A 15,475-nucleotide genomic window follows, 5' to 3' on the forward strand; every position below is an offset into this window, starting at 1 on the left:
TCTATTCTCCCATATAGTTTAATTTCCCGCCCATGGCGCGATAAACATTTACAGCGGCTTGAAGGTGTTGATGTCGTGCTTGAATGTGGCTGTCCCTTGCGTTAAACCAACTACGCTGCGCCGCCAGTAGCGTTAAAAAGTCTGTATCACCTGCTTCGTAGCGCAGCCGTGCTAAGGAATATAACTGCCGATTGTTTGCTAATTCTTGCTCCCGTATTGGTTGCAATCGAGCTTGATGCTGCCATTCGCTTAGTGTTTCTAGGGTGTCTGAGAATGCTTTTAATACAGTGAGTTGATAGCCTAATTGTGCTTTTTCTAAGCCTCCTTCGGCATAGGCGATTTGTTGCTTAATATTACCAGCATTAAAAATAGGCATTGTTAGCCCTTCAACTAAATTCCCACTCCAGCCTTGGTTTATGTCCGCCAAGTTGCTTAGGTTCACGTTCGCGCTAAGGTTTAATCGTGGCCACCGCTTTTTACGCTGTACATAAACATTGGCTTCCTGTTCGCGTAGGTAAGCTTCTGCTATGGCAATATCGGGGCGTGTTTCCAGGAGCGCTGCAGGTTGTAGTGGTGAGATATTGGGTGTTTTAATCTGGGTAAACATACCTTGTATATCCGATGCGACGATGCTGGCCCTTCCGAGTAATATGGCCAATGCCCGCTCGCTGGTTACACGGTTGCGCTGCAGGGTATGTAATTGGGCTTGGCTATTGAGTAGAACATTGCGTTGTTGGTCTAGCTCTATGCGCGACGCAATACCAGCTTCAAAACGCAGCTCAATGAGTTTGAATAGGTTGGTGCCGGCGTTTAAATTTTGTTGGGCTATCTCTTCTCGTTCGCGTAAGGCGAGGGTATTTAAATAGGTTTGAGCAAGTTGCGCGCGCATTTGTAATACGGTGCTGCGATAACTTTCTTGCTGCGCAACCAAGGCCATTGCCGCGCTGCTGTTTTCGGCATCGCGCTGGCCCCATAAGTCGACGTTGTAACCTGCATTAATGCTAGCTGTGTTGCTGTGGTTATGGCTGCCGTTATCAAAACTAATCCCATTGCGGTTGTTTATACTGGTATCCAGCGTGGGCCAGTTGTTACTGCGTTGTTGAGCGTACATGGCGCTAGCTTGGCGTAACGAAATGGCAGCGGTTTTTAGGTCAAAGTTATTTAGCTCTAATTCTGTAAACAGCTGGTTCAGCTCTGGCGAGCCGAATACTTGCCACCATTGCGTTAAAGGCACTAATTGCCATTGCGTTTCTTTCCCTGCCTGGGTGTCGGTAATGTTGTTAAAGGCCTCGGGTATTTGTGTGGCTGGTAGCGCTTGCGGTGTGTAATGGTTGCAGCCGCTTGCAGCTAATATTAGGCCTATTATGGCAAGGCGTAATGTGGGTAAACGGAAAAGCTGATCAAAGTAACGCGACATTATTCTTCTGCTAGCGCTTGAATAGGGTTAACGGAGGCCGCCTTATGCGCGGGGGCATAGCCAAAAATGACACCCACTAACAGTGATGTTGTAAAGGCTAATAAGGGTGGCGCTAATGAAAATGCGACGGCAATAGCGGCCTGTTGTAAAACGAGAGATATTAATAAGCCTAAACCTACGCCAATAAGCCCGCCTAGTAAGCAAACCATTAAGGCTTCAATATTGAACTGCCGTAAAATATCTGAAGGTTTAGCTCCGGTGGCAATGCGTAAGCCGATTTCTCGGCGGCGCTCAGAGACATTCACCAGCATAATATTCATAACGCCAATACCACCTACAAATAGTGATATAGCGGCCACAGAGCCTAGCATCCATGTCAAGGTATCTTGTGTATCGCTAATAGCTTCAACCAGTGTGGCCGTATTACGTACCATAAAGTCTTCGCGGCCGTGGCGGCGTTTAAGTTCTTGCGTTACGGTTGCTTCAATTGTAGGCAGTAGGTCGGTGCTACTCACTTTCACTATAATGCTAGATAAATAAGGCCGGCCAAAAAGTTTTAATTGTGCTGTGGTAATAGGGATGTACACCTCATCATCAATATCTCGCCCACCTGCGCTGGCGCCCTTTGCTTTAAGGGTACCTATAACTTGGTAAAAGCTATTGTTCATCAGCACGTATTCGCCAATAGGGTTTTGGGTATTGGGAAATAATTGCTCTGCAACGGTGGCGCCGATGACGATGACAGAGCTGTAACGCTCGACATCATCGTTATTAATAAACACACCTTGGGCGATCTCCCAATTGCGCATAGAAAAATAGGCTGGCGTTATACCGCGTGCACGGCCACTGTAATCATTACTGCCAAAACGTACTGTAGTGCGGGCTTCACGTTCTGGCGAAACATCGGCTATTCCCGGTAATTGGGTTAAGAATTGCGCATCCTCCATTGTGAGTGTCGCTATTTCGCCACTGGCCCGAATATTTCGACCACCTGGGCGTATTTGTAATAAGTTGGTCCCCATTGCTTCAATGCGCTGAAGTACTTGTTGTTTGCCCCCGTCACCAATTGCCATCATGGTTACCACCGAAGCAACGCCAATAATAATGCCCAGTAATGTTAGTAGGGTACGAAATAAATTGGCTTGTAACGACCCTAAAGCTAAACACAAAGATTCCCACAAACTAATGCGCGGGTAGCATTTGATGTGTTGCTTTGTGTTGGTTTGGAGCGGCGCAGCTGGTGTGCAATTGCCTAAAGGGGCGGGGGTGTCACTAGGTAATTGATGCTGACTAGAATCGCTAATGATGTGGCCGTCTTTCATTTGGATAATGCGATTTGCTTGTTGGGCCACTAATGCATCGTGGGTAATTAATACAACGGTCGTACCGGTATCGCGATTCAATTGTTTAAGTAATGCCAGTACTTGCTGGCCACTAGCAGAGTCTAGTGCGCCGGTTGGTTCGTCAGCTAATATTACTTGGGCGCCATTAATTAAGGCGCGGGCAATCGAAACACGTTGTTGTTGGCCGCCAGATAATTGTGAAGGTCTGTGTCCACTGCGTTCGGTAAGGCCTAGTTGAGCGAGTCGCTTTTTAGCTAATGCTAAGCGTTGGCTTTTTTCCATACCGCCATAAATAGCCGGCATGGCGACGTTTTCTTGTGCGCTGTAATTGGCCAGCAATTGATAACGCTGAAAAACAAAGCCAAAGGTTTTTAGGCGTAAGCTTGATAACTCTTTTACATTGAGAGCATTGACTTGATGGCCGTCCACGCTATAACTGCCACTGCTTGGGGTGTCTAGGCAGCCTAAAATATTCATCAGCGTGGTCTTTCCAGAACCTGACTGCCCCATAATGGCTAAAAATTCGCCGCGTTTAATGGTTAAATTGATATTATTCAATGCGCGCACTTGCGTTTCGCCACTTAAGTAATCGCGGCATACGCCCGCAAGTGATAATAAAATATTGGAATCAGTGCTGGCCATGTTAAAAACCACGTGGTGGTCTTTTCATGTTATCTGTGCGGCCATTTTTGCTATCGCGCGCCTGGCTGCCAACTACAACACTGTCTCCTGCTTTTAGGCCTTTAATCACTTGCGCGTGCGTGCGATTACGTAAACCTAAGCGTACGGGGGTATCGATTAAGCCGTTCGCCGTATGTTGTTGTACATATGACCGTTGATTTTTTTTAGCCGGAGTATTGGTTTGGATTGCCCCCAATGGTACGAGAATGACATCTTTTGCATGATCCAGTAAAAAGAATGCTTGCGTGGTCATGGCATCCATCAGGCGGCCGTCGTTATTATCGATATCAATTAATGCTTGATACAGCACAACATCATTAATTACCGAGGGGGTGGGTAATACTTGTCTTATCGTGGATTGCCAACGGCGTTCGCCGCCGCCAAAGGTCTTAAAGTACACAGGCATGCCAGCGTATAGATGTGGAATGTCAGCTTCAGAGACTTCGGCGCGCAGTGTCAACACGGTTAAATCCGCTATTTTTAATAAAGTCGGCGCATTTTGGTTGGCGTTGAGCGTTTGGCCTTGACGCACTTGCACATTAACAACAGTGCCGTCGATAGGCGCATAAATATTGGCATAGCCTAGCGTTGCTTTGTCTCCGGCTAGGGAGGCGGCATCGGCTTTGATTTGTGCTTTCATGGCAGTTATTTGCGCACGCAGAATTTTTTCATTGGTGGTGCTGGCAAAAAGCTCGTCATCGCTTACTGCATTTTGTTGATGCAAGCTAAGGTTGCGTTTAGCGCGTAAATTGGCGAGTTCGAGCTCTGCTTGTAGTTGAATAAGCTGTGCTTTTTTACCCTCTAGGCTTGCTTGTGCATTTTGTACTCGCGTTTCAAAGACGGTAGCATCAATTTCTGCCACTAAATCTCCTGCTTTTACTATTGCTCCTTCTTCAACATGTAAAGCTTTAACTTGGCCAGAAACCTGAGCGCCAACTTCTACGTAATGTTTGGGCTCTAGTTTACCGGTGGCACTGATGAAGTTTTCAATATTACCGCGCTGAATGGTTTCGGTAAGGAGCTTTTCTGATTGCTGGTCATCTAGCCATCGCCAGCCTAAAAAGGTTGTTAAGCATATAGTTGTAACTAGCAATAACCAGCGATATGGCCACAATAATAAACGAGTCGTTTTCATGACTGTACAGTTTTGTTAAATCGAAGGTTTGATTTTTGTATTTTCCACTTTCTTTTCTTTTGAACAAAGCTCACAACGCCAGATAACACCATCACGGTGCCAATAATACTCAGTAACATTAATACAGCGACGTATATAGCACTTAAATTTCGGCCGGTATGCAGCGGTACAATAATGCTATATAGCTTTTCACCAAAACTTGATTCAGAAAAAAAGTCGCTACCGGTTACCTGTGATTTTTTACGGTTAATGTAAACTTTGCTACTGGGTAGACCAAACCAATCCTGCGGGGTTAATAACCTGAGTGTGATAATGGCTTCGCTGTTATTTTTTGTACGGGAGGTTGTTTGGGTTTGTTTAAGGTTTTTATTGTTTTTAACCTGGGCTGCATCGGCCTTTCTATTGTTGTTGGCCGCTCCTTTAGCCGGCGTGCTACGCGGAAATTGTATATAAGCAATTTTTGCGTCTGGCCAGTTTTGTTGTGCATGGCTCAGCCAGCTATGCCAATTGTTATCCAGTGTAGTGGCGTGTTGAGTGGGCGATTTTTCGTTGTTGTTAACGCCTAAAACACTTTTAGCCACATCGCGGTAGGTAATGGCGGCACCGGTGAGTGCCAACATTAGAATAACGGCCACACTCATAATGCCCGCGGTCATATGCGAGTAATACCAATTTTTACGCTTGGTGCCTTGCGGTAGCACATCACGCCAAGCAAAGGTGCGCCTTAGTGGCCACCAAATGTAAATGCCCAGCAAGCTAATTGCTAGTGCGATAAGTGAAACCCAAGCGACGTAATGCGCGCCTTTAATGCCTAAAAAGCCTTCTTTTCCCAATAATAAATTGCGGTGTAGCTGTAAAACTGTTTGGAAGAAACCTTCGCGCGATTTAGTTACATGACCAATTTCTTCTAGTGAACTTAGGTGATAAAAGTAGGATTCTCCTCTTTTGGCAACCTGATAATACGGTTTACTCGGTGTCGGCAGTATTATTTGGCGAATATCTTTGTGCTGATTTTCAAAATAGCTAATAGCCTCGGCTTGCTGTACTAGGGAGGGCGCTTGGTATGGCTCGCTATGCTGGGGAAGTTTAGCTGTACGACTTAGCAGCTCATCAATACTGGTTAAAAATCCTGTGCCAAAGGTAATTAAAAAAATTAGCCCTATGGGGAATCCCAGCCAGCGGTGTATTTTTTTGAGTACAAACATTGTTGTTAATTTTTGCATGATGATTACCCCGCATCACTGTGGCGTACTAACTTTTCAAGTGCACGAATATTGCCGGCAATGTCTCGGCGTTCTGGATTGTGTTTAAAGGCTTTTCGCAACAAGCTTAAAGCTTGAGGGTATTGCTCTCGGTCTATTTCCAGTTGCGCATGGCCAAGTAATGCGCGCTCACGCACCTCTTCGAAAGTAGCTGCGCGCACAAAATAGAGCGTGGCTTTCTCGTAGCTTTTATTATCGCTATGCAGCTGCGCCAAACCGATTAGGGCTTCGCCATTACTCGGATCTTGTGCAATCGCACCGTTAAGCCACTTGAGTGCTTGCGATTGTTGTTGGTGGTGTAGTGCATATTGTGCGTGGTAAACGGCTAGGCGCGAGGCTGTTGCTGCGGGTATTGTTTGGGTGTGGTATTCAAGTGCTTTAAGTAGTGTGTTTAATTCACTCCAGCGTTGCTGATTTGCTAACCACGCAGCTGTTTGTTCTATATTAGGCAGTAGTGCATCGCGGTTGCTTTTATTTAATTGTTGAGTACTTTGGCTTAGTAATATGACGGCGCGTTCTGTACTGCCGTGTTGTAAATGCAGTTGTGCCGCGATGGTGTAATTATTGACCTGCGCGTCGCCTAGGCGTAAAGCAACTTCTAGGCTGCTAAGTGCATCGCTATTGCGTTGTTGCTGTAGCGCGACTTGGCTGCGCAATAACCAAAGACTTGTATCGTTAGGTGTTCTTTCGAGCATTTGTTCGATAAGTGCCTGAGCTTGCTGGTATGCCTGTGCTTGCGTTAGTGCGTAAATTAAACCTTGTTGCCATTGGCTGTTGTCGGGCTGTAGCAATAGTGCTTGTTGGTAGCCTGCTACGGCACTGTAAGGGTGTTGCTGTTGTAAGTTAACAAACGCTAATTGGCCATAGCTTTGAGCATCTGCTGCGCCTAATTCAATAGTGCGTACTAGGTGTTTTTGAGCGGCATCGTATTTTTTTTGTAGCATAAAAGCCATGCTTAAACTACGGTGCGCAGAAGCTACATTAGGCCCTTGCTGCAAAGCGGCTTGCAAGGCGGTTTCGGCTTCAGGTAATTTTTTTAGTGTTAGCAATATTTGGCCGCGTAGCAGCTGTAGCGCTAGGCTGTCATTTTCAAGTGGCCGCTGTTTAAACGCAGCCAAAACATCGCTATATTTTTGCTGGGCCAACAGTGGTTGCATAGCTTTTACAAAGGCGTGCTCATTGTCCCGAGGTTGCATATTAGCTTCTTCGTAGTGCGCGCTAGGAAGGCTAAAAATCCAGTTTGGATCTTGTAATTTCACTTGAATATTGGCATTGCTAAGGCTGCTATAAAACCAAAAGCCGGTACCGACTACTGCATTTAATAGTAAACAACGAATTTTCATAATTAACTTCGGATTCTAATGGGCCAATTAAATTTCACGCGCACGTTATCGCCCCCCTTTTTTGGGGGGCTAAAGCGGCTGCTGCGTATTAATTTATCTAATTCAGGTTTTAATTCGGGGTAGGGGTTTTGTGTTACTTGAATAAGCTCCACGCGCCCGTTTTCGTGCACGATAATGTCCGCGGCGACCATCACTTCAGTGATACCTTGCCGGGTAATGCTCTTGGGCAGGGTGATTCGCAAGGGCGTTAGCAAGGTCGGCATATTATCGAGATCGTCTAAGCTGAATGCGTCCCAATTCACCTCTAGCGCCTCCCATTGTGGTTGTTCGCTTTGCAGGCTAGGGGCATCAGGCTTTTGAATCTTAATGTCTTGTTGTTGAATATTTAAGACCTGTAGCGCTGGGCCGGCACCTTGCACTTGCAATGTAATTGGTGTGTCTACTACAGGTTGCTCAAGTGCTGGCGGTGGTGGTGGAGGCGGCACCGCTAAAGTGATTGCCCTAACAATTAACGTGTCCTTCGGAGCATTTTTAAGCGAGTTGCCCAGCCATAATATGGCTAAAGCTAATCCCAGTATTGCAACACTAAGCAGCAGCGCGCGAGCTTGGCTGGCGAAAGCGGTGGTTTTTTTTGTGGCAAAGCTTTGAGTATGATTTGAAGAATACATTTGCTATGCCATTAGTTTTGCGTTGCTAAATTGACATGTTTAGCGCCGGCTAATTTGGCCTCGTCTAAAACTTGAACTAGTAATTCGGTGGCAACAGTTTTATCGGCTTGAATTACAACGGGGCGTTCATTGTGTTGCAGTAATTGTTCTAACGTGCCACGCACACCGGCTACGCCAATATGGCTGCCATCAAAAACAACTTCGCCATCGGCTGTAATGGCCAATAAAATGACTGTTTGTTGTAGGCGCTGTGCGGAAATGGCTTGCGGCTTATCGACCTCAACGCCGGTTTCGCGCACAAATACAGTGGTAACAATAAAAAATATTAATAAAATAAAAACCACATCGAGCAGTGGGGACATATCTATTGCTTGCTGGTGCTGCTGTTCAAGGCGTTGTTTAAGGCGCGCTGGCATAGTGCTCACCTTGCTTGTTGCTATGTGCTTTTTGTATCGCTTGTGCGCTGTGTAAATAAGCTTGTAATAGCCATGCAGGAATTGCACATACCAGACCTAATTGTGTGGTCAATAACGCATTGGCAATGCCACCACTTAATGTATCGCCAACGATATTGCCTGTAGCCATCTCGGCGAAGCACTGCAATAAACCAATAATGGTACCTAATAAACCAAGTAACGGCAGCGCGCTAATCAATACAGAGCATAATTGCTGGTCGGTTGTTTCATTGGTGTGTTTGTATTGAAAAAACTGCAGCATTAGTTGTTGGTAACATACTAGCGATGTTAACAAAATAACCCAGCAAACCCAGTTTCCTAATAATTGATCAATCATGCTAGGGCTTCCTCTTGTGTGTTATTGCGGGTGGTTGGGTGAGCGGGCTGCATGCTGGCAGGGGTGTTGTCGAGCTGGCTCATTTGCAGGGCAAAGTTTTCGAGCTGGCCGTAATAGTTTTTAGCTTTACGCGATAACACGGCATTAAAAATTAATGCAGGAATCGCAACGACAAGGCCTAGCTCGGTAGTGATTAACGCTTGCGCAATTCCGCCCGATACCACTTCAGGGTCGCCAGACCCAAACAGTGTCATCATTTTGAAGGTTTCTATCATGCCGCTCACCGTGCCGAGCAAGCCGAGCAACGGTGATACCGCCGCGGTAATGGCAATCGCGCCCAACCAGCGATTTAGCTGATATTGCTGATGTTGTAATTGATTAAATAATTGATCGTCGCGAGCTTGGCTTTTGTTTTCGGTGGCTGCGATATCCAGCAATACTTTTTGCATACCTTTCACACTGTGCTGAACGTGTTTGTCCCCTTTTTGGGTGGCGCGTTGTAGTTGTGCGTTGCTGAGTGTTAATAGTTTAGGTAGGCGCCAAAGTTGTACTGTTTTAAAAATGGCTATAGCCATAGCAAACAAGGCAAAGGCGAGAATGGGTATGGCCCACAAGCCGCCTTTAGCGATGTGCTCGATGGGGGATTCTTGTGTTTGTGCCATGGCCATTGCGCGATTTAGGCTTGGATCAAAGGTTAGATCGCCTGCGCCATTTTTAACTAATGCTTGCAATTGTTCGGCGGCGTGGCCGTCGAATGTTATGCCTATTTTGCTTAGGCCATTTAGGGTGTTGTCTTGCTGAGTTAAACCGCCTTGCTGCAAACGGTTGGACCAAAACCATGTCGTGGGTCCAATAGCCAAAACTTGCATGTTTTCGAGTTCGCCAGAGGGTAATACCAGTTCGCGATTTTGCCATTGTGGGCTTAGGCGTTGCGCTAGGGCGGCACGAGTATTGTTAATCCCCTGTAATTGTTGGCTAAGCGTGGATTTTTGTTGCCCAAGCGCCAGTGTTGGTAACGGTTGATTAAACTGGCGATTAAAGCGCTGAATTAAATTAAGTTGGTAGGCTTGCTGTTGTTGCCATTTTTCTAACCGGCTTTCTAATTGTGTCAAACTAAGCGTTTTTTCATCGGCTTGCCTGCGCGCGACGGCGGTTTCTTCTCGCAATGCGACAACTGCTTGCTCTAGTTTTGATAATTCCTTAGCAAGGTTTTCGCGCGCGCGCGAAATATGCCGCTGTGTGTTATTAAGCTTTTGTTGTGCTTTTTTTATATCGGTTAATAGCGAGTTTTCTATTTTGCTAGTTTGATTTTGAGCGTGTGCAAAGCCTGCAAATGCGCTGCAGAGTATTAAAAGTAAGAGAAGTACTTTTTTCATTGCGCTGCACCTTCGGGTTCAGTTGCCGAAAGTACAATGGGCAGCTGAATAAAATCTGCCGCGCGACGTTTTTCGAACATCGCAATAGCGTCTAGAATGGCTTGGCTTGGCAAGGTATTGTTAAACGACCACTGCCAGCGTCCATCAATACTGCGCCCCGTGCCGCTGAAGCTGCCATCCTGGCTGGCAAACCAAGCATAGCTTGCACCTAAAAATAATTGTTTGACGACAACCTGCTGGCCTTCTGGCGCTTTAAGGGTGTCTTCGTTAACGCTGATTCTTTGGTCAAACTCTAGCAGTTGCGAAAGCTGCGCTAAAGCTACCTGCAATTGGCTCGACGATTCCGTTTTATTAAGCGCGCTTTGTTCTTTTTGCCACTGTTGAGCCAGCGGTGGTGGCAATTGTGGTTGTAGGGCTGCCAGCGCTTGCGTCAGTACGGCGAGTTGCTTTTGTGTTTTGGCTTGGTCTTGCTCTAATTGGTTTTGCGTTTCGAGTAGCTGCGCGCGCTTTTCTTCAACGGAGCCGGCATCTTGTTGTTTGTGCGCAAGTAGTGATTGCAGTTGTTTTTTCTCGGCACGCAATAGCTGCAGGCGCTGTTGCAGTAGCGGTTCGGTTTGTTGCCATTCTTGCTCTAAAGCCGCGCTCTGTTGTTCGAGTGAAAGCCATTGCTGTACGAGTTTGTCGGTATTGCTCACGTTGGCTGCAAGGGATACCTGCGCGTGTAAGCCTAGGCAGCCGCTGAGCAATAGGGGGAGTAGTGGGGGTCGAAACACGGCTGGCGCCTCTGGTAATGTTATTAATGGCGCCATTATCCACATTTTAGAGGTTAATGTAAATACAAATAATTCGCATTTACATGGTCGACCCAAGGGGTTATCATTCCCGCTAGGTAGCGAGAATCATTCTCATTAATTGTCGAAAACAGGTGTTCCGGAGTACCCATGACACAACAAGTTTGCAAGCCCTCAACCCACAAATCTTCCCTTACAAAGCCCGCTTCAAGTGCATTGGCTGTTGCGGTTACGGCAGCTTTGTCGTCCTTTGCGTACGCGGAAGAGTTACGTCAATTGCCTGTTGCTGAGGCTACTGCGGAAACAGAAAAAAGTTATAAAGTTGACGAGTCTTCTTCTTTTAAATACACCCAGCCGCTATTGGATACAGCAAAAACAATTACGGTTATTCCTCAGTCTGTAATGAAAGACCGTGGTGTTGAAAGCTTGCGAGATGCTTTGCGCAATGTGTCGGGTATTTCTTTTGCGGCTGGCGAAGGCGGCCAACCAACCGGCGATAGCATGACAATTCGAGGCTTTAGCGCTCGTACCGACATGTTTGTAGATGGTATTCGCGATATTGCTGGTTATACCCGCGATATGTACAACACCGAGGCGGTAGAAGTGGCTAAAGGGCCTGGCTCTGCTGTGAATGGGCGAGGCTCAACCGGTGGCAGTATTAACCTCGATACTAAAACGGCGACACTAGAAAATGCCAATGACGTCTACCTCCGTGTGGGTTCAGAAGGCGACTATCGCGCTACTGTCGATAGCAATTTTAAAGTCGGTGAAACTACCGCATTGCGAGTAAATGCCTTACTGGACGACACCGATAAAGCTGGCCGTGATGAAGTGAATAATAGCGCTTATGGTTTGGCGCTATCGTTGGCTACTGGGCTGGGTACTAAATCGCGTTTTGTATTAAATGCCGATATTAATAGCCAAGATAACTTGCCGGATTATGGCTTGCCTTGGGTGTCTAATTACAGTGATCGTGAAGATCGTATTATTGCCCCAGAGTTAGCTGCCGATGAAGGTGGGGCTCCTAGCGTACCGTTCAGTAATTTTTATGGCAGTGTGCACCGTGATTACGAAGAAATTAACGCCAATTCGATAACGGCTAAATACGAGTACGATGTTAGCCCATCTACGTTGTTACGTGCCCAAGCCCGTATAGGTTCGGTTGCGCGTGAATCAATTATTAATGCGCCGCGCTTTACCTATACCGAAGTGGATGGTGTGCGCATTTATGGCGACGGTGCGCAGATTTCTTTAGGGGGCGAAAAAACGCGTGATACCGATGATTCTTTAAAAGTGATTCAATTCGATTTAGTCGGTGAATACCAAACCGGTAGTGTTACGCACAATGTTGTTGCGGGTGTGGAATTCTCCCAGGAGCGTTTTGAGCGTTGGGGGCTTGAGGATAACGGCAGCGATAATTTAGATACAACGCCGGTATTGGTAAGCCAGTATAACCCCGACCCTTATGCGGCTTATACTGGTACGTATCAGCGTGATGATAGTTATCAAGATGCTACCGGTGATAATGTGGCAATTTATGTTTTTGATACCATTACTCTAAATGAGCAATGGGAGCTAACGGCGGGTTTACGCTCTGATAAATTCGAATCTGATTATCGCATTGATGATGCAGAGCCAATCGCTACGGATCAATCTATGTTGAGCTGGAGTGTAGCGGCGGTATACAAGCCGGTTGCTAACGGCAGCATTTATTTCGGCGTGGGCAATTCATTTAACCCTTCAGCAGAGGGCCTAACCGTATCTACCCGTAATAACTGGGCGGATTTAGACCCAGAAGAAAATACCAGTTACGAATTGGGTACAAAGTGGGCGCTATTAAATAATCGCTTAAATCTTAATGCGGCTTTATTTCAAACAATTAAAACGAATGCCCGTACCGATGCCGAAGGTGATGGATCCATTGATGCGCTAGAAGGGGAGCAGGAGGTTTCTGGTTTAGAGCTAAGCGCTGCAGGCCAGTTGTCGGATCAGTGGGCGGTAATGGCTTCATATACTTTCCAAGATGGCAAGGTCACCAAGGCGCTGAATGATGACGCATTGACAGAAGGTGAGGCCTTAGCGCGAAGCCCAAAAAACAGCTTTAGCTTGTGGTCAACCTATGACTTTAATACCCAGTGGAGCGCGGGTGTTGGTGCAGAGTTTATGGACGAGCGTTATAACAGTAGTGCACCGGGCAGCCGTGAAAAAGCAGATAGCTATACAACCCTAGAGCTAATGCTGGCTTATCAACTTACCGATCAATTCCGTTTACAGTTAAATGGTACGAATTTAACCGACGAAGAATATGTGGATTCACTAGGTGGCGGCCACTTTATTCCAGGCCAAGGGCGCTACATTCGTTTAGGTGGAAGCTATTCCTTTTAACGATTGCCATAAATATTGGGTACTTTAACCCGTATTGATGTTTTATATTAAGCGCTACACTTGTGTAGCGCTTTTTTATGGGTCAAAAATTATGTTATTAAAAATACCTGATGTTTTATCGGCGGAGCAGGTGCAGCAAGCGCGTGAGTTGCTGCAGGCTGCCGACTGGGTTGATGGCAATATCACTGCCGGTTACCAGTCCTCGCAAGCTAAAAACAACCTGCAGCTGCCAGAATCATCGCCAGTAGCGCAACAGCTAGGGGATACAATTTTATCGGCTTTAGCCAACTGTAATATTTTTATGTCAGCAGCGTTGCCGCTAAAAATATTCCCACCGCTTTTTAATTGTTATCAAGGTGGGCAGTCGTTTGGCGTGCATGTGGATAATGCCATTCGGCAGGTGCCGGGCTTACCCGTAAAAGTGCGCACCGATGTGTCGATGACGTTGTTTTTATCGGATCCCGATGAATACGAAGGCGGCGAATTGATTATGGAGGACACTTACGGTTCGCATAAAATCAAATTGCCTGCCGGTCACATGGTGTTATACCCCGCAACCAGCTTGCACCGGGTAACGCCCGTTACTAAAGGGCGCCGCTTAGCGTCGTTTTTTTGGTTGCAAAGCATGGTGAGTAGCGATGAGCGCCGCGCTTTATTGTTCGATATGGATATGGCCATTCAAGCTTTGCGTAACAAGGTTGAAGACAGCCCGGAAATTGTCCAGCTAACGGGTGTTTACCATAATTTGTTACGGCAATGGGCGCAGACTTAGTAGACCCGAACGTTGCATTAATTTTTGGCCCAGGATCGCTTCGCTGCTTCTATAGCAGTATTTCTAACGTAGTACTCAATTTTTCTGGATCTCACCTAGAATGACTAGTATCAATCCAAAAAAATCTCCGTTCAACGCTATAAATACCACTCTAAAAGCTCCTGAACTCAATATTTAATGCAACGTTAGGGTAGAATTACAATGCTGTGCCTGTCGACATGCGACTGTTAGCGCGCAATACCTAAAAATGCGAGCGCCGTCTGTGTTATTTCGGTTGTAGTCACCTAAAGTTAGCATCTGTTTTAGGCCGTTGTCGCTAGTGGTAATGGTTATTCTGTCATAAATGCGCACAATGGGGCGTTACACAAATTAGCGTTACATAATAAGCGTTACAAAAAGGTGAATAAAACGATGCTGATAATCAAGAATAATGCGCTGCAGTTTTTGAGTTTGATGTTGGGTGTATGTTTGCTGGTGCAAGGTTGTGGTGGCGATGCCCCTGTTGAAAGTGGTAGTGATGTAAGCTCAAGCGTACCAAACAGCTCTTCAATATCGAGTATGGGAGCTATATCCAGCGTGGCATCGAGCCAAATGATGCAAAGCTCGCAGGCCGGTAGTTCGAGCAGTGCAGCAAATGCTAGCGAAGTACTTGCCTGCGGCGATTTAACCCAAGGTATTACTGCTGGCCGCCTAAATGCTGCTGGTAAAGCGCACATGCTATGTTTACACAACCAAACACGTTCCAACGTTGCGTTAGGTATGTTTAATGGCCTAAACACGCCATTAGATTTTGCAACAGATATGAAGCGTTTGCAGTGGGACGATAAACTTGCCCAAGTGGCAGGGGCTTGGGCTAATCGTTGTGAGTGGGCGCACAATACTGACCGTGCTGATGAATACAATATTTTAAGCCCCACAGATATTAACGGCAATGCTATTAGTGGTCGTGAATCGGTTGGTGAAAACCTTGCTTTTTTGTCGTCCTCTAATGCGACAGCTGCCAGCTTTTCCTTTGCTGCTAGGGGGTATCGGCTTTGGGAGGAGGAAGGTGCTTACTATTCCTACGGGGATTTTCAGGTTAATGACTACTGCGCGCAAGCGCCATGTGGCCATTTTACCCAGCTAATTTGGGCGACAACTTATAAAGTTGGCTGCGAAGTTAATTTCTGTGCGGCGAATACTGTGTCGAGTTATCCCGCGACTTACTTAGTCTGTAATTATGCTTCTGCTGGAAATTATATTGGCAGGTCGCCTTATCAAAGTAGTTTACTGGAAAGTGAAGTTTGCACCGATGCCGATGATGGTAAAAGTGTTTGTAGGCAGGGCCTAACAGAGTCTCCTGATTACCAAACAGGGTTATAAAATAAACTGATTTTTATGCGCGCTTAAGGGCACCTCTAAAAATAGTAATTTTTTTGTGAGAGCAAAGAAGCACCGCCCGGAGAGCCGCAGTTTACGTGGTGTAAATGAGGACTCTAGGACGGAGCTGATGCCGCTATCGCGGAAAAAG

Annotated in this window: 13 protein-coding genes; 3 read left to right on the forward strand and 10 right to left on the reverse strand. The window is 46.4% G+C overall.

All coding sequences use genetic code 11. The annotated features are described in order from the left end of the window. Position 1: 1 nt before the first annotated feature. The 10 genes from MARGE09_RS08715 to MARGE09_RS08760 are packed head-to-tail and all read right to left on the reverse strand — an operon-like array spanning position 2 to position 10,790. Positions 2–1,417 carry a TolC family protein gene (locus MARGE09_RS08715; protein WP_236986944.1) on the reverse strand — a complete coding sequence of 472 codons (1,416 nt, stop codon included), beginning with the start codon at positions 1,415–1,417 and terminating at the stop codon, positions 2–4. Next, positions 1,417–3,402, reverse strand: coding sequence for a MacB family efflux pump subunit (locus MARGE09_RS08720; protein WP_236986945.1), 1,986 nt, complete (start codon positions 3,400–3,402; stop codon positions 1,417–1,419). The genes MARGE09_RS08715 and MARGE09_RS08720 overlap by 1 nt, the downstream gene beginning before the upstream one ends. A gap of 1 nt (position 3,403) precedes the next feature. Then, complete coding sequence (locus tag MARGE09_RS08725; RefSeq protein ID WP_236986946.1) at positions 3,404–4,576, reverse strand: efflux RND transporter periplasmic adaptor subunit; 1,173 nt, start codon at positions 4,574–4,576, stop codon at positions 3,404–3,406. Next, positions 4,573–5,799, reverse strand: a complete 1,227-nt coding sequence (locus MARGE09_RS08730; RefSeq protein WP_236986947.1) for a PepSY-associated TM helix domain-containing protein — start codon at positions 5,797–5,799, stop codon at positions 4,573–4,575. Before MARGE09_RS08730 ends, MARGE09_RS08725 begins: the two co-directional genes overlap by 4 nt. A 5-nt stretch (positions 5,800–5,804) precedes the next feature. Next, positions 5,805–7,181: a tetratricopeptide repeat protein gene (locus MARGE09_RS08735; protein ID WP_236986948.1), complete on the reverse strand. Its 1,377-nt coding sequence runs from the start codon at positions 7,179–7,181 to the stop codon at positions 5,805–5,807. A 2-nt stretch (positions 7,182–7,183) separates the two neighbouring features. Beyond that, on the reverse strand, positions 7,184–7,849 hold the full coding sequence (locus MARGE09_RS08740) for an energy transducer TonB (RefSeq protein ID WP_236986949.1): 666 nt from the start codon (positions 7,847–7,849) through the stop codon (positions 7,184–7,186). A gap of 11 nt (positions 7,850–7,860) precedes the next feature. Beyond that, positions 7,861–8,265, reverse strand: coding sequence for an ExbD/TolR family protein (locus MARGE09_RS08745; protein WP_236986950.1), 405 nt, complete (start codon positions 8,263–8,265; stop codon positions 7,861–7,863). Beyond that, positions 8,249–8,641: a MotA/TolQ/ExbB proton channel family protein gene (locus tag MARGE09_RS08750; RefSeq protein ID WP_236986951.1), complete on the reverse strand. Its 393-nt coding sequence runs from the start codon at positions 8,639–8,641 to the stop codon at positions 8,249–8,251. The genes MARGE09_RS08745 and MARGE09_RS08750 overlap by 17 nt, the downstream gene beginning before the upstream one ends. Next, positions 8,638–10,017 carry a MotA/TolQ/ExbB proton channel family protein gene (locus MARGE09_RS08755; protein WP_236986952.1) on the reverse strand — a complete coding sequence of 460 codons (1,380 nt, stop codon included), beginning with the start codon at positions 10,015–10,017 and terminating at the stop codon, positions 8,638–8,640. Before MARGE09_RS08755 ends, MARGE09_RS08750 begins: the two co-directional genes overlap by 4 nt. After that, positions 10,014–10,790, reverse strand: a complete 777-nt coding sequence (locus MARGE09_RS08760; protein ID WP_236986953.1) for a DUF3450 family protein — start codon at positions 10,788–10,790, stop codon at positions 10,014–10,016. Before MARGE09_RS08760 ends, MARGE09_RS08755 begins: the two co-directional genes overlap by 4 nt. Positions 10,791–10,958: 168 nt before the next feature. Here MARGE09_RS08760 and MARGE09_RS08765 point away from each other — a divergent pair, with 168 nt between their 5' ends. The 3 genes from MARGE09_RS08765 (at position 10,959) to MARGE09_RS08775 (ending at position 15,327) form a co-directional block, all read left to right on the forward strand. Next, the gene (locus MARGE09_RS08765; RefSeq protein ID WP_236986954.1) at positions 10,959–13,193 is read left to right on the forward strand and encodes a TonB-dependent receptor; all 2,235 of its coding nucleotides are present in this window, start codon (positions 10,959–10,961) and stop codon (positions 13,191–13,193) included. 91 nt (positions 13,194–13,284) lie between these two features. Continuing rightward, the gene (locus MARGE09_RS08770; protein ID WP_236986955.1) at positions 13,285–13,965 is read left to right on the forward strand and encodes a Fe2+-dependent dioxygenase; all 681 of its coding nucleotides are present in this window, start codon (positions 13,285–13,287) and stop codon (positions 13,963–13,965) included. Between the two features lie 411 nt (positions 13,966–14,376). Continuing rightward, positions 14,377–15,327, forward strand: a complete 951-nt coding sequence (locus tag MARGE09_RS08775; RefSeq protein ID WP_236986956.1) for a CAP domain-containing protein — start codon at positions 14,377–14,379, stop codon at positions 15,325–15,327. Positions 15,328–15,475: the final 148 nt, after the last annotated feature.

It is taken from the genome of Marinagarivorans cellulosilyticus (assembly GCF_021655555.1).
Taxonomy (GTDB): Bacteria; Pseudomonadota; Gammaproteobacteria; order Pseudomonadales; family Cellvibrionaceae; genus Marinagarivorans; species Marinagarivorans cellulosilyticus.